The following is a 17,449-nucleotide window of genomic DNA, read 5'->3' on the forward strand; positions in this document are numbered from 1 at the left end:
GGGCCTACGAAACCTGTAGACCCGGTGCGTCAGCGAATCTTAATCCGCCTGCGTGGCGGGCTGCTCATTCAGAATGGCATTCGCCATCTGCGCTTCCTTCTGCTTCTTATAGCTCAATGCCGCTGGCGGAACCGGCATCACTTTCCCGGTTTCAATCCAGGTGCGCAGACGGCTGGCGTCGGCAAAGTGTGTGTACTTGCCGAAGGCATCCATCACCACCATCGCCACCGGGCGATTGTTCATCACGGTACGCATCACAAGGCAGTGGCCAGCGGCGTTGGTGAAACCGGTTTTGGTCAGCTGAATATTCCAGTTTTCGCGATACACCAGATGGTTGGTGTTACGGAATGGCAGCGTGTAGTTCGGGTTGCTGAAGGTCGCCATATCTTCTTTGGTGGTGCTCAACTGACCAATCAGCGGGTACTGTTTGGTGGCAATCAGCAGTTTGGTGAGGTCACGTGCAGTCGAAACGTTATGGATAGACAGCCCGGTCGGCTCTGTGTATTTGGTGTGCGTCATGCCCAGCGATTTGGCTTTTGCATTCATTGCGCGAATGAATGCGTCATAGCCGCCGGGATAGTGGTGCGCCAGACTTGCCGCAGCACGGTTTTCTGAAGACATCAACGCCAGCAGCAGCATATTTTTACGGCTGATATGGCTGTTCAGGCGTACGCGTGAATAAATCCCTTTCATTTCAGGCGTCTGGCTGATATCCACGCTCAGCATTTCATCCAGCGGCAGATGCGCATCCAGCACCACCATGGCGGTCATCAGTTTGGTTATCGACGCAATCGGACGCACCAGATCCGGTTCGCTGGCGTAAATCACTTTGTTGGTGTTGAGGTCGACGATCATCGCGCTGCCAGAAGCAATGTCTGGTTGGGATGCACTCGCCGTGGCGGCAGGTTTAGCAAGCGCTTGAGGCGCAAAAGGCACAGCCAGCATCAGCGCCAGGCTGAGCAAGGAAACTCGAAATTTTAGCATGATGAGAAGTCTGGTAATTATGCACGTTAGGGAAGTCAGGCCGTTGTCCGCAAGACAAACGCAAGGCCGCATCATACCGTGCCAGAGCTTTCTCATACCAGAAGTTAATCGTGAATAAATGATGCATAGCTGGCGCTAATATAATCAGCGCCAACTATGATTGAGATCAGAACAGGCGGTAGCCATAGCCCCAGAGGATCACCGTCAGCGCCAGCAGCACTTCCAGTACCAGCACCCCGATGGCAAGTGTCGAACTGGCAAAGCTCAGGCCTTCTTCACGATTGATGCCCAGGAAGGTCGGAATTCCGATGTAGAGCAGATAGCCAGTGTAGCACAGCGCGATAGTGCCCACCAGCGCACAAAGCCAGACCAGCGGATAGAGCGCCACAATCCCGCTGAGAAAAATCGGGGTCGCGACATACCCGGCAAACACCATGCAGCGTTTCAGCGACGGGCGTTGAGGATAGTTACGCGCCATCCACCAGATGACTCGGCCCATCACCGCCACCCCGGCCAGCATCAGCGCGTAAAACAGCACCGCCAGCGCGAAACCGGTAAACAGCGAGAGTTTGACTATCGTGCCATCGCCGAAATTCCAGCCAATTTGCGTGGTACCGATAAAGGCACAGACCACTGGCACGGCCGCCACCGCCAGAACATGATGAGTGTAGTGGTGCGAAACAGTTTCGTTTTCGCTCTGAATAACATGCATTTCACGATCAGGATGGGAGAACAGTCCCCAGACATGGTTCATAAAGCCCCCTTTCACGGCTTCGTACAGCACACCGTAAGTATAATGCAGGCTGGCGATTATAGTTTGAGCAGTTCAAAAAAGTGCCAATAAGGATCCAGCCCGTTGCCTGGTGATTGTGATTCAGAGGTGTATGCTTAAAAGAACTGAAGTTTCAGGGAGCCTGTAAACCTGTATGGATATCAATAGTCTGATTAGCCATTACGGCTATGCCGCGCTGGTGGTTGGGTCGATGGCTGAGGGAGAAACCGTCACGCTGCTTGGCGGTGTGGCAGCCCATCAGGGGTTGCTAAAATTCTGGCTTGTGGTCGTTTCGGTCGCCCTCGGGGGCATGATTGGCGACCAGGTGCTTTACCTGCTGGGCCGTCATTTCGGCGGCCGCTTGTTGAAGCGCTTTTCCCGCCATCAGAAGAAAATTCAAAAGGCGCAGAGCCTCATCCAGAATCACCCTTACCTGTTTGTGATTGGCACCCGTTTTATGTACGGCTTCCGGGTGATTGGCCCAGTATTGATTGGCGCCAGCCGCTTGCCACCCAAAGTGTTCTTACCGCTGAATATCTTCGGCGCGATAGTGTGGGCGCTACTGTTCACCACGCTTGGCTATCTGGGCGGGGAAGTGATTGGGCCATGGCTTCACAATCTCGACCAGCACATCAGGCACTGGGCGTGGCTCATTATCGTGGTCGCGGCTGTTATCGCGGTGCGCGTGTGGTTCTGGCGTAAAGACAAAAAGGCGCAGTGATTTGCGCCTGAGATTGATCATTATTTGCCGGTGTAGTGGTAACCGCCACCGAGCGCGGAGGTCAACTGAATGCTGGCATCCACCCATTGGCCTTGCAGACGCAGCGCCCCCATCTGCTCTTGCAGAGACGGCAGTTTCGCGAGACTGAGTTGAGAGCCGGACAAGATCCCCACCGCAAGACGTGCCTGCGCCTGCTGCACGACCCGATCCGCGTCTTTGATGACCTGCTGCTGTTGCTGGTTTTTCTCCATCAACGTTTCAACCTGACTTGCCGTTTTCGCCACCTGATTCACGGCGTCTACCACCGCTTTGTTGTAATTCGCCACCGAGAGGTCACGTTGCGCATCGGCAATATCAAGATTGGCGTTCAGTCGCCCGCTGTCGAAAATCGGCAACGTTAAGCCTGCTGTCACGCCCATCTGATTTGCGGAATGGCGGAACAAATCACTCAAGTGCAGCGCGTCCTGCTGCAGGAAAGCCATCAGGTTGATATCCGGATAGAACGCGGCTTTCGCGGCATCCACTTCGCTCATCGAAGCCTGAATGTACCAATGCGCTTCTTGCAGGTCTGGGCGACGAGCCAGCAGTTCGTAGCCCAACGTGGCTGGCATCTGGGTTTTCACCGCAGGCAGCGTAACCGGATGCAGCGACAATTTGCTGCTCTGGCTGTTGGTGAGCGCCATCAGACGGGCTTCAATTTCTTTCATATTGCCCGCAACTTCCGTCAGCTGTTGATCGGTTTTGCTGACGTTGATGTCGTTTTCTGCCCCTTCAACGGAAGAAGTAATCCCGCGCTGATACAACGCTTTGTCGACGGAAATGATGTTGTTCTGCTCGTTTTTAACCTGTTCAAGCACCTGTTTTATTGCCGCTTCCGTCTGCCATTGCCAGTACAGACGCGCGACGCTGCTTGCCAGCACCTGCTGGGTTTGCGCCAGCTCGGCGGCACGGGCTTTGACTTCACCGATGCGAGACTGCACCAGTGCGCGGTTTTTACCCCACAGGTCAAGATCCCAGTTCGCGGTTAACCCGAAAGTTCCGTTGGTGTACCACGGGCCGGTGTTGCCCCCTTCGTCGGTGGCAAACGGTCCCATCAGGCCTTCGGCGGACATTTTCTGGCGTTCAACATTTGCGCCAAAGTCCACTTCCGGGCCAAGCTGAGACTGTGCCATCTGTGCCTGCGCTTCCGCCAGTTTGATACGTTGTTTTGCCACCTGCATATCAGGGGCATTGCTCAACGCGCTGCTGATCAGAGTATTCAACTGCGGATCGTGATAATCCTGCCACCAGCTGCTTTGCGGCCAGCCATTTTGCAGGGCCGCAGGCAGTGAGTGATCAACATGCGTTGCCGGTAATTGCTGTTGTAAAGGTGCGCCTGTTTCATGAGACGGCGCACAACCGGACAAGGCTACAGCCAGCGGCAGGCCGATCATTGCGGCATAGAGAGCAGTACGTTTCATAGAATTTTCTGTCTTCGGAAAGGACGCGCATCTTAGTCTAAAAATGCAGGTGAGCGTTTAGGAAAGCGTGGCACTGAACAAAAAGCAATAGCCTGACATATCCCGACATGCTTCTCCTGAGTATTGGCATAATCCATTAATTAGTCGAATGTATTCATAATTCACATCATTACGAGTGAAAGTCCGTACACTTCCCCGGCCAGTGAAGGCAAACGTTCAGGAGGACCTATGGCCCAAAATATTTTCGCGTTCTATGGCTGCGGCAATGGACGCGGAATCCTGCAGGGTGCGGATGGTGGTGAACAGTTCGGTGGCCTCGGCATACTCTTTACGCAGATAGCCCAGCCACTGCTTGATGCGCGCGACATGATACAGGCCAGTATCGCCCTGCTTTTCCAGGCGGCTGTATTTTCGCAGCAACTGCATCACACCGTTCCACGGCATACGCGGCTCGTTGTATTTCACCACCCGGCTGAGGTTGGGGATATTCAGCGCGCCGCGACCAATCATCACCGAATCGCAACCGGTAGCGGCCATGCAGTCCTGTGCGCTTTGCCAGTCCCAGATTTCACCATTAGCAATCACCGGAATCGTCAGCCGACGGCGGATCTCACCGATCGCCTGCCAGTTAATACGTTCAGCTTTGTAACCATCGTCTTTGGTACGGCCGTGAACCACCAGTTCCGTGGCGCCGGCCTGTTGCACCGCATCGGCAATCTCAAACTGCCGGTCGCTGCTGTCCCAGCCGAGACGCACTTTCACCGTGACGGGCATATGAGCGGGAACGGCTTCGCGCATGGCTTTAGCCCCGCGGTAGATCAAATCAGGATCTTTAAGCAGCGTTGCCCCGCCGCCGCTGCCATTGACCACTTTCGACGGGCAACCGCAGTTAAGATCAACGCCCCACGAACCCAGTTCTACTGCACGCGCTGCGTTTTCCGCCAGCCATTCAGGATATTGACCCAATAACTGAACGCGAACCAGCGTGCCGGAAGCCGTACGGCTTTGATTGAGCAGTTCCGGGCACAAGCGATGGAAGGATTTTACCGGCAGCAGTTGGTCCACCACACGCAGGAACTCGGTGATGCACAAATCGTAGTCATTAACTTCAGTCAGCAGGCCGCGAACCAGTGAGTCGAGCACGCCTTCCATCGGCGCCAACAGAACACGCATATCAGTATCCGGAGGAAAAAGAGGCGCTATGGTAGCGTGAGACACATCACAATGCCTAGTGCCATTGCTGAAGAAGGGAGCGGCAAATAAAAATAAGGAAAATCAATTCATTGATTTTCGACGAGTCATCACAAAGAAGGAAAAACCACGCTTTTTCCTTCTTTGTCAGTAATTTGGCGCTATGGTAGCGTTGTTGTCGTAAGGTTTGAAGCCCCTTCTGTACTACACTGAAAGCTGTTGATTTCTCTTTTATTCAGGTGATTTGTGACGTGTGGCGAAAAGGAATAGTGAGTATGCTCAGAATTCATGATGTGATCGGTAGCACATAACCGGCTTTAATTGTATGATGAATGCGTTCCATCAAGGGCGACGACCATGAGCAAATCATTGAACATCATCTGGCAATACCTGCGTGCGTTTGTGCTGATTTACGCCTGTCTGTACGCTGGCATCTTTCTCGCTTCGCTGTTACCTATCCCCCTTCCCGGTAGCATTATCGGGATGCTTATCCTGTTTGTGCTGCTGGCTTTGCAAATCCTTCCCGCGAAATGGGTGAACCCCGGTTGCTACGTGCTTATCCGCTATATGGCGCTGCTGTTTGTGCCGATTGGCGTGGGCGTGATGCAGTATTACGACGTGCTGCGTGCCCAGTTTGGCCCGGTGGTGGTGTCTTGTGCTGTCAGCACGCTGGTGGTGTTTCTGGTGGTGAGCTGGAGCTCGCATATCGTGCACGGTGAACGCAAAGTGCCAGGTCAGAAAGGAGCCGACAAATGATGCACGACATCTGGTGGTCTCTCCCGCTCACATTGGTGGTGTTCTTCGCTGCACGTAAACTCGCTGCTCGTTTCAAAATGCCGCTGCTGAACCCTTTGCTGGTCGCCATGGTGGTAATTATTCCTTTCCTGCTGCTGACTGGCATTCCCTACGATCACTATTTCCAGGGCAGTAAAATCCTCAATGATCTGCTGCAACCGGCTGTCGTGGCGCTGGCTTTTCCACTGTACGAACAGCTGCATCAGATTCGCGCTCGCTGGAAATCCATTATTACTATCTGTTTTGTCGGTAGCATGGTGGCGATGGTGACGGGCACAACAGTTGCGCTTCTGATGGGCGCAACCCCTGAAATCGCCGCATCCGTTCTACCGAAATCCGTGACAACCCCCATTGCGATGGCGGTAGGCGGCAGCATCGGGGGCATTCCGGCTATCAGCGCGGTGTGCGTGATTTTCGTCGGGATCCTTGGTGCGGTATTTGGCCACACATTATTGAATCTGATGCGCATTCATACCAAAGCAGCGCGCGGCCTGGCGATGGGAACAGCCTCTCACGCACTCGGCACTGCACGTTGTGCGGAACTGGATTATCAGGAAGGCGCGTTCAGCTCCCTGGCGTTGGTTATCTGCGGGATAATCACTTCGCTGCTGGCCCCGTTCCTGTTTCCGCTGATCCTGGCCGTGGTGGGATAACGCGACATCACACAAATTTTATTTAAATTTCATAAGTTGCATAAATAGTGAGACATAAATCACACATTATCCGGTAACAGGTCCGTACACTACGATCCCTTAAACCTGTAATGAGGCAACGCCATGCACCCACGTTTTCACTCTGCTTTCCCGCAGCTTAGCGCAGAATTGCAGTCAGCCCTGGCCCCGATGCTGGCTGATACGCACTTCCCTGCCCTGTTGAGCGCCGGGCAGGTCTCCACGCTGAAATCAGCCACGGGACTGGATGAAGACGCGCTGGCTTTCGCGCTGCTGCCGCTGGCGGCCGCCTGTGCCCGTGCTGATTTATCGCATTTCAACGTGGGCGCTATCGCCCGTGGCGTCAGCGGTAACTGGTATTTTGGCGGCAATATGGAATTTATCGGTGCCACCATGCAGCAAACCGTACACGCCGAACAAAGCGCCATCAGCCATGCCTGGCTGCGCGGTGAAAAAGCGCTGAAAGCCATCACCGTGAACTACACGCCGTGCGGCCACTGCCGTCAGTTTATGAATGAACTGAACAGCGGCCTTGAGCTGCAAATCAACCTGCCGGGCCGCGAGCCACATTCACTGAAAGACTATCTGCCGGACGCCTTTGGCCCGAAAGATCTGGACATCAAAACGCTGCTGATGGATGCGCAGGACCACGGTTATCCGCTGGAAGGTGATGAGTTAACTCAGGCCGCAATCAAAGCGGCGAATAACTGCCATGCGCCTTACAGCAACTCCCCGTCCGGCGTGGCGCTTGAACTGAAAGACGGCACTATTTTCAGCGGCAGCTATGCCGAAAACGCGGCCTTCAACCCAACGCTGCCACCCCTTCAGGGCGCCCTGAACCTGCTTAGCCTGAACGGTTATGACTATTCAGATATCCAGCGAGCCATGCTTGCCGAACGCGCAGATGCACCGCTTATCCAGTGGGATGCCACGGCAGCAACGCTGAAAGCACTGGGCTGTCAGAACATCGACCGCGCGCTGCTGGCCTAATCTCAATGCGGGTCGTTTGGCCCGCGTTGATGAAAATCCCCCCAATTAAACGGCTGTTTCTTGCTCTTGCCCGGCGGGTAAAGTAGCCTGAGTGAATATTCTTCCACCACTGAGTCAAGTCCATGTTAAAGCGCGTTTTATACAGCCTGTTAGTCCTCTTCGGCCTGCTGCTGTTGACTGCACTTGGGCTTGACCGCTGGATCAGCTGGAAAACCGCCCCGTATACCTACGACGAACTGCAGGACTTGCCCTACCGTCAGGTCGGCGTCGTTCTCGGTACCGCGAAGTATTACCGCACCGGCGTTATCAATCAGTATTACCGTTATCGCATTCAGGGCGCACTCAATGCCTATAACAGCGGAAAGGTGAACTACCTGCTACTGAGCGGCGATAACGCCCTGCAAAGCTACAACGAGCCGATGACCATGCGTAAGGATTTGATTGCTGCTGGCGTCGATCCGGCAGATATCGTGCTGGATTACGCAGGCTTCCGTACGCTCGATTCCATCGTGCGCACGCGTAAAGTCTTCGACACCAACGATTTCATCATCATCACCCAACGCTTCCACTGCGAACGCGCGCTGTTTATCGCCCTGCACATGGGCATTCAGGCGCAGTGCTACGCAGTGCCCTCGCCTAAAAATATGTGGAATGTTCGTGTGCGTGAATTTGGCGCCCGCTTTGGTGCGCTGGCCGATCTCTATCTCTTCAAACGCGAACCCCGCTTCCTGGGCCCGTTAGTCCCGATCCCAGCCCAACAAGAAGTGCCTGAAGATGCGCAGGGTTATCCGGCGGTCACTCCCGATCAGCTGCTTGAATTGCAGAAGTAATCTCTCTTCATTTGAAAAATTAATGTAACTTATAAGTTACACAAATCTTCAAACATCCCATTAATGTGCGATAAAAGTGTCATTAATGGATAAGCCTTCATTTAAGGTGTAATATTTCACTCATTATACCAGGAGGCATTATGGAGCAACTTACCGTACAGGCTTATCTGAATGAGCAGTGGGAAGATATTGCAACCCTGACTTTTCCTGCCTCCGACAGAAATGATTGGCAAACGACAGAGATTCATTATCTGACTGATTATGCTATTGAATATCTTGAAATGGATGATTGCCATGCTGTTTCCATAAATCATCCTGTCTCGCTTTACTTCGGTAACGACGGTAAACCTGGCTGGATGAAATGGTTGGACGACATTATTCCAAGTGGCTCCAGCCGGCGCTATTGGATCAACTACCTCGATCTGGAAGGATTAAGCGCGGCTCAGCAAAACTTCGTTTTACTGAAATACGGTACTATCGCCCCTTGTGGCAATCTGCGAATTAAGGAATCTTTACCTGAAGCCACCCCATTTGCAGAAACAATCACCTTTTCCTTTGATGACGTAAAAAATCGTGCCGCTGATTTTTTAGATTACGCCCAACAAAGAGGAGCTTCTGCAGGAGGCGCTACTGGGGCCGGAGGCGAGGCACCGAAGCTATTGCTTCGCTGCCGTGAAGATCAGCGTCTCTGGATTGATAGCTGGCAGGATAATCGTGACTGCAAAGATGACTGGTATCTGGTGAAATATCCGCGTGGCTCACGTAGCGAAGTGGACTGTAATATCCTGCGAGCTGAGTTTCACTACTACCAGGAACTCACGGCAATGGGCTTTAGCACTATTCCTGTCGACAAAATGCGCCTCGAAGAGGGGATGTTTTACCCTTCTTTATGGCTTCCTCGATTTGATATTTCTGTCGACGATCAGGGTTGCATTAAGCGTTATGCGATGGAGTCAGTGTATTCAATGTTGTCCAAAGGTCCGGGCGTTGCGCTCGATCATGAGACAACCCTTCGAACATTGATAGAGAAAATAACATACAGCCACACTGTGGCAGAGTCTGGCGTGGTTTTTGATATTCCTGATTTTGTCATTGAATGGGTTCGCCGTGATCTGCTCAATATCATTTTCGGTAACAGTGATAACCATGGGCGTAATACGGCTTTTATGCGCGGCATCAACACCATTGAACTCGCCCCCATTTACGATTTTGCGCCTATGAAAGCCGACCCCGAAGGCATTCCACGTAGTATGAAATGGTCACAGCCCCTGGAGTTTGGCGGTGAATATCATTTCCCGGCGATTGCCGAGCAGCTTGACGATCTGGTTCCAGCTCAGACGTTACTCAAGGCGCTGAAATTAACTGCGGAACAACTTCTCACGCTTCCCGACCGCCTGCGAGCCAGAGGTGTTCCTCAACAAATTATGAATATGCCAGCAATTGGATTTAAGTACATTCCTGAAAAACTGTCTCGCTGGGGATTATTATGAGCCGTCCTGATAAACAACAAGAGATACGCCAAACGATTGAGCAGTTACGCCAACAGAATCTCTCCAGTGAGCAATCTGAGCGACTTATACCAGAAGGTGTAGAGCTCAAGAAAAACGAAAACCGCCAGCGTGCGACCTCTGAAGTTCCTCACATTAACGCGATTGAGAGAACGGAGTTAATTCGTTCTATAACTTTTCAAGTTATCACCGGACAAGTTAGTCAGGGGGAAGCCTTACGGAAACTTAGAATCGAGATCCTTAGCTTGAAACAGGAAAAGTATGCTGAACTCGTTTCCGTCTCGCGCAAGACCATTTCGGATATCGAAAACAATAAGGGTAACTACTCCCTTGAAGTGATGAATCGGGTCTTTAAACCTTTTGGTTTGAAAATGGGGCTTATACCTGTTTCAGCATCGCTGCTGGAAACACTACTGACAAAAAACCCCGCCGAGACTCAATAAAAAAACCCGCCGTTCTCCGGCGGGTTTTGTCGCTGCTACGCGGTAGATTACTTCTTACGGGCATACTTCAGAGAATCAAGTGCGACAGCGAAGATGATGATTGCGCCCTTGATAATATATTGCCAGTACGGGTTCACGCCGATGTAGGTCAGGCCGTAGTTGATAACGGTGAAGATGATAACACCGGTCACTACGCCGATAACGGTCCCGACACCGCCGCTGAACGACACGCCACCCACCACACAGGCCGCAATCGCATCCAGTTCGTACATAAAGCCGAGGTTGTTGGTTGCCGAGCCGATACGCCCCGCTTCCAGCATCCCGCCGAAGGCATAGAACACACCAGACAGCGCATAAATCATCAGCAGGTTCAGGGCGACGTTAACGCCTGAAACACGCGCCGCTTCCGGGTTACCGCCGATAGCGAAGATGTTTTTACCGAAGCGCGTTTTGTTCCACAGGACCCAGACAAAGACCGTCGCAATCAACGCGTAGAAGGTGATGTAGGACAAGCGGAAACTGCCCAGCGCGATAAATCCTTGCGTGAACGTCGAGAAGTGGGAATCAAAACCCGACACCGGGGAAGCGCCCACGAAGTCGTAATACAGGGAGTTGATACCGTAAACGATGATCATCGTACCCAAGGTGGTGATAAACGGTGTCACGTTCAGGTAAGCGATGATGATGCCGTTGACCAGGCCAATGACCGCGCCGATAGCACAGACGATCAGCAGGACCAGTGGGATAGGCAGGGTGGCCAGATCCGGGAACACCTTGTTGGCGTTATCCACGGATTGCAGCAGCGTTGCGGCGATAACCGCCGCCAGACCAACCTGACGCCCGGCGGACAGGTCTGTCCCTTGCGTCACGATAAGCCCCGCAACACCCAGTGCGATAATGATACGAACGGAAGACTGAGTCAGGATGTTACTCAAGTTCAGCAGACTTAAGAACGTGGGGTCCTGGAAAATAATAATGGCCAGTAACACTAAAAGAACGACGTAAATTCCGCCTTCTTTCAGATAAGTGAGAAAACTTTTCTTATTTAACGCACTCATGAGGAGCCCCTGATCTTAAAGGTGCAAAGACGCAAGACGTAAAATTTCGTTCTGCGTGGTCGTTTTAGTATCAACAATGCCAGCAACCTGACCATTACTCATAACCAGAATACGGTCAGTAATACCCAGCAGTTCAGGCATCTCGGAGGAGATGATGATGATCCCTTTCTCTCTTTTCGCCAGTTCTGCTATCAACTGATAAATTTCAAACTTGGCACCTACGTCAATCCCACGCGTCGGTTCATCCAGCATTAATATTTCAGGTTGGGTTAACAACCAACGGCCGATAATAACCTTTTGCTGGTTACCGCCCGACAGTGATCCAATCTGAGTACGATGGCCAGGCGTTTTTACACGCATTGAGTCAATAACCCATTGGGTATCACTCTTCATGCGGGAATTATCCAGCAGCCCGGTTTTACCTTTATATTTCTTAATATTGGAGATAAGCGAGTTAAAGCCGATATCCAGATAAGCGTAAATGCCGGTGGAACGACGCTCTTCCGTAACCAGGGCAAAACCATGGTTAATCGCTTCGTTAGCACTGTGGTTATTAATTTTTTTACCGTGCAGCATAATGGTGCCGCTGGATTTTTCACGGATGCCGAACAGCGTTTCCACGATATCTGTACGCTTCGCCCCGACCAGCCCGGCAATACCGAGGATCTCGCCTTTACGCAGGTCAAAGGAGACATCGCGAATAGACGGCTGGCGCAGAGAAGTCAGGTTACGCACTTCAAGAATGGTTTCACCCGGCGTGTTGTGTTTTTCCGGGAAGCGCTGGGTCAATGAACGGCCGACCATCATGGCGATGATCTTGTCCATGTCCAGACCTTCCAGCGGCTGAGTGGCAATCCACTGACCGTCACGCAGGATGGTGATTTCATCACACAGCTGGAAGATTTCTTCCATTTTGTGGGAAATATAAACAATACCGCAGCCGCGTTCTTTCAGCTTGCGAATAATTTTGAACAGATGGTTCACTTCTTTTTCCGTTAAGGAAGAAGTGGGCTCATCCATAATCACAATTTTGGCGTCATAGGAAAATGCTTTGGCAATTTCAATCATCTGCATTTGTGATACAGATAATGTGCCTACACGCGCACGCGGGTCGATATCGATATCTAATTCATCGAATATCGCCCTGGTGTCGTTATACATTTTGTCCTGGTCAACAAACACGCCTTTGGTCGGGTAACGCCCCAACCACATGTTGTCCATGACTGAACGCTGGAGAACCAGGTTAAGTTCCTGGTGCACCATAGAAATACCATTCTCAAGGGCTTCTTTCGCAGAATGGAAGTCGATCTCTTTTCCCTGAAAAATAATGCTACCGGAATCTTTTTGGTAGATCCCAAACAAACATTTTAATAATGTCGATTTGCCCGCTCCGTTCTCCCCCATTAAGGCATGGATAGAGTGAGGACGAACTTTCAAATTAACATTATCGAGCGCTTTAACGCCGGGAAATGACTTGTTGATACTGCTCATTTCCAACAAGAATTCGCCTGACGATTCTGTTTTATTGCTGACCATAGTTAACCCTGGCTGCGCGAATGTTTTCCCGTGCTGACCGTCCAGCACGGGAGATATTTCAATGACGTCGTATTAAAAAATTACTTACCGATGAACTGAGACAGGTTGTCCTGATCAACACCTACGTAAGGAACGCGAACAATTTTGTTCTCGATTTTCCAGTTGGTGCCCGCAGCGGCTTCTTTGCCGTCAGCCAGGTTTTTCGCCAGATCAAACGTTGCTTTCGCCTGGTTGTTCGCATCGTTCAGCACGGTGCCCGCCATTGCGCCAGATTTCACCAGAGCCAGAGCTTCTGGCAGCGCATCCACACCAAACACAGGAATGCTGGTTTTGTTGTGGGCTTTCAGCGCTTCTACTGCACCCATTGCCATCGCATCGTTGTTGGCGATAACCACTTCGATTTTGTTAGCGTTCGGGCCAGAGAGCCACGCGTCCATTTTGTCTTTAGCCTGAGCGGTATCCCACATCGCGGTATCCAGCTGCAGCTGCTGAGTTTTGAAGCCTTTGTCGTTCAGCTCTTTGATAACGTAGGTGGTACGAGCTTCAGCATCCGGATGGCCTGGCTCGCCTTTCAGCAGCACGAACTGAATCTGGCCGTCTTTGTTCAGATCCCAATTTGGGTTCGCTTTCCAGTGTTTCGCAATCAGGTCGCCCTGGATGATACCGGACTCTTTGGAGTCAGTACCGACGTAGAAGGCTTTGTCATAGCTGTCCAGCGCTTTGCGGGATGGCTCTTTGTTGAAGAACACCACCGGCACGTTCTGACCACGTGCTTTTTCGATGACGGTGCCTGCCGCAGCCGGGTCAACGAGGTTGATAGCCAGAGCTTTTACGCCCTTCGCCAGCAGGACGTCGATCTGGTCGTTCTGTTTGGACTGGTCGTTCTGCGAGTCATTCATCAGCAGCTGAACATCTGGGGAGGCTTTGCCGTCTTTCTCGATCGCTTTACGCACCACAGACATGAAGTTATCGTCGTATTTATAGATAGTTACGCCGATACGGGTATCTGCTGCATGAGCAGCCGCGCCAAACAACATGCAAGACATCACAGCGGACAGGGTTAACACCTTCTTATTCATGGTATCTCCGGTTATTTTTATGCAGGGTAGCTTATCGTGGCGGGCAAAACGTTAAAGAAAAGTTACTGACCGCCGAAGTTAACATTCTAAAAAAATCCTCTTCCGTGTTCGGTAACGATCCAGACGAGCGTAAAATTGATTGCTTAGCGCTTTATTGCCATATAAAAACTGATTAATCACCGTTACATAGCATTTCAGCCTTACAAACGCTGACATCATAGTCAGGCGAATGTTAATATACTGTGAATTTACTCACAAATTGAAAGCGGTTACATCACGGCACATTATCAGTTAGTGATCGACCCCACAGATTGCTTCAGCGCCACCGAATGACGGCGCACCAGCGTCGGCATAAAACAGTGAGTTGCGCTGCTATCAAGCTTCCCGGCCGCCCCCATCAACGCCAGCTCTGTAGCCAGTTTAGCCATTGAAACGATGGGATAACGTACCGTCGTGAGCTGCGGATCGGTATAACGCGCAATCGGGATATCATCAAAACCAATCAATGAGAGATGCTGCGGCACCGCAATGCCGTTGTCTTTCAGCGCCGTCAGCGCCCCGGCCGCCATGTTGTCGTTGTAGGCAAACACCGCCGTAAGCCCCTGATTTCGCCCGAGCAACTCCACCATCGCCGCTTCGCCACCCTGCAAATCTGGCGAGCCTGTGCCCACCCATGCTTCGGGCGCAGCAATGCCCTGCTCGCTCAACGCACGCAGCCATCCTTCCTGACGCATTTGGTTGTCTTCGATTCCGTGACTGGAGCCAAGATAGCCGACACGCGTATGCCCCTGATTGAGCAACATGCGCGTCGCCATCATCGCGCCGCTGACGTTATCCAGCCCGACACAGCGGTATTCATAACCCGGCACAATGCGGTTGATTAACACCATCCCCGGGATCTGGTCGAGAAACTCCGCAAGCTCGGCATCGCTTAATGCTTTGGAATGCACGATTAACGCATTACAGCGCTGGCGAATCAGCACCTCAATCGCGTTTCGCTCCTTCTCTGCCTCGTGGTAGCTGTTGCCAATCAGTACGTTTTTCTGAAACTGCTGAGCAACGGTATCGACCGCTTTGACCAGGGCGCCGAAAAAGGCGTCCGAGACATCCATCACCACCACGCCGATGGTGTCGCTGACCTGAGTGGCAAGCGCCTGGGCGTTGGCGTTGGGCCGATAACCCAGCTCCGAAACGGCTTTCATCACCCGTTCACGAGTTTCAGGACTGACAAGCGGGCTGTTATTCAGCACGCGGGAAATGGTCGCGACGGAAACACCCGCATGGCGGGCCACATCACGAATGGTGATCATAACCACCGTCCTGTTGAAAATGGCAGCAACTCACAGTCACCCCCTGTGTTGAGCAAGGAGGCTATTCTGGCAGCGAGTCGGGAAGGACTACGTGAAGAAGCTCACAAGGATGGAAACGGTTACATCCGTTTTGTTAATGATTGTGATCCAGATCGTTATCTGGATGTTTTAGAAATGGATACCCCTGCAGCCCGTGCGGTTAACTGCCGCCACAGCCATTCCATTGGCCCCTGGCGGAAATAACGCAGCCAGAAGACGGAGAGCAATACATTCACCAACCAAATAGCCGGGACGAAGGCCAACAGCTGGAAGCGGTCAAATTTCATAAACAGATCAAGATGATAAAACAGCGTGGTGCAGATGAGGGTTTGCAGCAGGTAATTGGAAAGTGCCATGCGGCCCACACACGCCACGGCTCCCACCAGACGAGATGCGCAAATCTGCGGCCAGAAACCATAGGCCAGTGCAGCATAACCGATAGCCTGTAACGGTGCGCCCAACTCTCTTGGGGCCTGTAACAGGAACGCACACCAGCGATAGGACCAGTCCAGATGCCATTGAGCCACTATCGCAGGCACGTTAATCATCAGGCCAAGCGCAATCAGCAGCGCACCGGTGCGGCGATAATGTGACAAGCTGAACTGCCCTTTCAGCCAACCGCTGCGCATCAGCGCGGCCCCCATTAACATCATGCCTGCCAGTTGCCAGCCGTATTGCGCGCCTAATGCCAGCAGGCTGTCAGACAGCATATCTGCCCGGTTGCTGATAGCTTCAAAACCGCCCTTCAGCTTCCAGTACTGCTCGTATTGCAGGTTCGCTGCATCCGGCACCCACGAACGGTTTGGTGCATCGCCAGAAATCAGTCCAAGAAAAACCAGCACCGCGATGCCAATCAGATACAGCACAACGCCGGTGTTAAACATCGATTTTGCACTGTGCGCTTCACGCACCATTCGCCAGCACACCAGCCCAACGAGCGAGTACGCCAGCAGGATGTCGCCATCCCAAAACAACAAGCCATGGCAAAAACCGAGCAGCGCCAGAAGAGACAACCGAGATTGTATCCAGCGCTTGCCGCGCGGCAGTAACAGCTGTAAACCGGCACCAAACAACAGCGCAAAGAGGGTCAGAAATTTTACCTGAGCGAACAGGTCGAGGATTGCCCATGTCCAGGCATCGCGTTCGGTGATTGCGCCATACCAGGCCGGGTTAAGATAGGCTGCCTTCGGCAAACCAAAGGCGGAGATATTGAGAAGCAGGATCCCCAGAATGGCAACGCCGCGAACAAAATCCAGCGTGACGTTTCGCTCCATAAGGTTCCTGCTTTAGCTAATCAGTTGTGATGACGAACCGCGCGCAGAAACTCCTGGCGGGTATTCTGGCTTGATTTGAACAGGCCACCGAGCGAGGTGGTGGTGGTCGCACTGGTCGCATCACGAATGCCGCGCGCTTTGACGCAGTAATGCACCGCATCAATGGAAACAGCCACATTGTTGGTGTCCAGCAGCGTTTGCAGCGCCACGAGGATTTGCTGAGTCAAACGCTCTTGCACCTGTGGGCGCTGAGCGAAGAACTGCACGATACGGTTGATTTTCGACAGGCCAATAACGGTGTCTTTCGGGATATACGCGACGGTCGCTTTACCATCGATAGTCACGAAATGGTGCTCACAGGTGCTGGTCATCGAGATATCACGCACGGTCACCATCTCATCTACCTTCATTTTGTTTTCAATGACGGTGATTTTCGGGAAGTTGGCGTAATCCAGGCCGGAGAAGATTTCATCCACATACATTTTTGCGATGCGATGTGGCGTTTCAGTCAGGCTGTCATCGCTGAGGTCAAGATTCAGGAGCTGCATAATTTCGGTCATATGACCGGCAATCAGGTGCTTACGAGTTTCTTTGTCCATATCAACGGGAGGACGCAGCGGTGTTTCCAGACCACGCGCCAACAGCGCTTCATGAACCAGGGCGGCTTCTTTACTCAATGATGGCATTTAGGGTATCTCCTGCAGGTGTGGCAACCTTCGCTCTCTGAGGGCAAAGTGAGCACTCATTGTGCGTGAGGCCGCGCACAGAATCCAGTATTCACGGCGATA

17 protein-coding genes are annotated in these 17,449 nt (G+C 52.3%); 7 read left to right on the top strand and 10 right to left on the bottom strand.

The features are described 5' to 3' along the window. Positions 1-39: 39 nt before the first annotated feature. Together pbpG and ACLW56_RS03545 are read right to left on the bottom strand one after the other, a co-directional pair. On the bottom strand, positions 40-984 hold the full coding sequence (gene pbpG, locus ACLW56_RS03540) for a D-alanyl-D-alanine endopeptidase (protein WP_330982443.1): 945 nt from the start codon (positions 982-984) through the stop codon (positions 40-42). 166 nt (positions 985-1,150) lie between these two features. Then, positions 1,151-1,738, bottom strand: a complete 588-nt coding sequence (locus ACLW56_RS03545) for a Yip1 family protein (RefSeq protein WP_330982444.1) — start codon at positions 1,736-1,738, stop codon at positions 1,151-1,153. Positions 1,739-1,910: 172 nt separating this feature from the next. Here ACLW56_RS03545 and ACLW56_RS03550 point away from each other — a divergent pair, with 172 nt between their 5' ends. Beyond that, positions 1,911-2,477: a DedA family protein gene (locus tag ACLW56_RS03550; RefSeq protein ID WP_330982445.1), complete on the top strand. Its 567-nt coding sequence runs from the start codon at positions 1,911-1,913 to the stop codon at positions 2,475-2,477. Between the two features lie 20 nt (positions 2,478-2,497). On the opposite strand, the gene mdtQ is transcribed toward ACLW56_RS03550, so the two are convergent. Further along, positions 2,498-3,937 carry a multidrug resistance outer membrane protein MdtQ gene (gene mdtQ / locus ACLW56_RS03555; protein ID WP_330982446.1) on the bottom strand — a complete coding sequence of 480 codons (1,440 nt, stop codon included), beginning with the start codon at positions 3,935-3,937 and terminating at the stop codon, positions 2,498-2,500. Between the two features lie 216 nt (positions 3,938-4,153). After that, positions 4,154-5,110: a tRNA dihydrouridine(16) synthase DusC gene (gene dusC / locus ACLW56_RS03560; protein ID WP_330982447.1), complete on the bottom strand. Its 957-nt coding sequence runs from the start codon at positions 5,108-5,110 to the stop codon at positions 4,154-4,156. 375 nt (positions 5,111-5,485) lie between these two features. Between dusC and ACLW56_RS03565 the strand changes: the two genes are divergently transcribed. From ACLW56_RS03565 to ACLW56_RS03590, 6 genes are all read left to right on the top strand, one after another. Further along, positions 5,486-5,884, top strand: coding sequence for a CidA/LrgA family protein (locus tag ACLW56_RS03565; RefSeq protein WP_330982448.1), 399 nt, complete (start codon positions 5,486-5,488; stop codon positions 5,882-5,884). Continuing rightward, positions 5,881-6,576: a CidB/LrgB family autolysis modulator gene (locus ACLW56_RS03570; RefSeq protein ID WP_330982449.1), complete on the top strand. Its 696-nt coding sequence runs from the start codon at positions 5,881-5,883 to the stop codon at positions 6,574-6,576. The genes ACLW56_RS03565 and ACLW56_RS03570 overlap by 4 nt, the downstream gene beginning before the upstream one ends. A gap of 123 nt (positions 6,577-6,699) precedes the next feature. Next, entirely contained in the window at positions 6,700-7,584 is an 885-nt protein-coding gene (gene cdd, locus ACLW56_RS03575) for a cytidine deaminase (RefSeq protein ID WP_330982450.1), read from the top strand. A gap of 122 nt (positions 7,585-7,706) precedes the next feature. Then, positions 7,707-8,414, top strand: a complete 708-nt coding sequence (gene sanA / locus ACLW56_RS03580) for an outer membrane permeability protein SanA (protein WP_330982451.1) — start codon at positions 7,707-7,709, stop codon at positions 8,412-8,414. A 140-nt stretch (positions 8,415-8,554) separates the two neighbouring features. Beyond that, positions 8,555-9,904 (top strand): type II toxin-antitoxin system HipA family toxin, encoded by a 1,350-nt coding sequence (locus tag ACLW56_RS03585; RefSeq protein WP_330982452.1) that lies wholly within the window; start codon positions 8,555-8,557, stop codon positions 9,902-9,904. Next, positions 9,901-10,365 carry a helix-turn-helix transcriptional regulator gene (locus tag ACLW56_RS03590; RefSeq protein ID WP_330982453.1) on the top strand — a complete coding sequence of 155 codons (465 nt, stop codon included), beginning with the start codon at positions 9,901-9,903 and terminating at the stop codon, positions 10,363-10,365. Before ACLW56_RS03585 ends, ACLW56_RS03590 begins: the two co-directional genes overlap by 4 nt. Positions 10,366-10,412: 47 nt before the next feature. Here ACLW56_RS03590 and mglC read toward each other — a convergent pair whose 3' ends face one another. The 6 genes from mglC to folE form a co-directional block, all read right to left on the bottom strand. After that, positions 10,413-11,423, bottom strand: a complete 1,011-nt coding sequence (mglC, locus tag ACLW56_RS03595) for a galactose/methyl galactoside ABC transporter permease MglC (RefSeq protein ID WP_330982454.1) — start codon at positions 11,421-11,423, stop codon at positions 10,413-10,415. Positions 11,424-11,438: 15 nt separating this feature from the next. Continuing rightward, on the bottom strand, positions 11,439-12,959 hold the full coding sequence (mglA, locus tag ACLW56_RS03600; RefSeq protein ID WP_330982455.1) for a galactose/methyl galactoside ABC transporter ATP-binding protein MglA: 1,521 nt from the start codon (positions 12,957-12,959) through the stop codon (positions 11,439-11,441). An 80-nt stretch (positions 12,960-13,039) separates the two neighbouring features. Continuing rightward, positions 13,040-14,038, bottom strand: coding sequence for a galactose/glucose ABC transporter substrate-binding protein MglB (gene mglB / locus ACLW56_RS03605; RefSeq protein WP_330982456.1), 999 nt, complete (start codon positions 14,036-14,038; stop codon positions 13,040-13,042). 287 nt (positions 14,039-14,325) lie between these two features. Further along, positions 14,326-15,348: an HTH-type transcriptional regulator GalS gene (gene galS, locus ACLW56_RS03610; RefSeq protein WP_330982457.1), complete on the bottom strand. Its 1,023-nt coding sequence runs from the start codon at positions 15,346-15,348 to the stop codon at positions 14,326-14,328. A 155-nt stretch (positions 15,349-15,503) separates the two neighbouring features. After that, on the bottom strand, positions 15,504-16,661 hold the full coding sequence (gene yeiB / locus ACLW56_RS03615; RefSeq protein WP_330982458.1) for a DUF418 domain-containing protein YeiB: 1,158 nt from the start codon (positions 16,659-16,661) through the stop codon (positions 15,504-15,506). Between the two features lie 20 nt (positions 16,662-16,681). Further along, on the bottom strand, positions 16,682-17,347 hold the full coding sequence (gene folE, locus ACLW56_RS03620) for a GTP cyclohydrolase I FolE (protein ID WP_330982459.1): 666 nt from the start codon (positions 17,345-17,347) through the stop codon (positions 16,682-16,684). Between the last annotated feature and the right edge of the window lie 102 nt (positions 17,348-17,449).

Source organism: Pantoea sp. sgz302252 (assembly GCF_047713085.1).
Taxonomy (GTDB): Bacteria; Pseudomonadota; Gammaproteobacteria; order Enterobacterales; family Enterobacteriaceae; genus Scandinavium.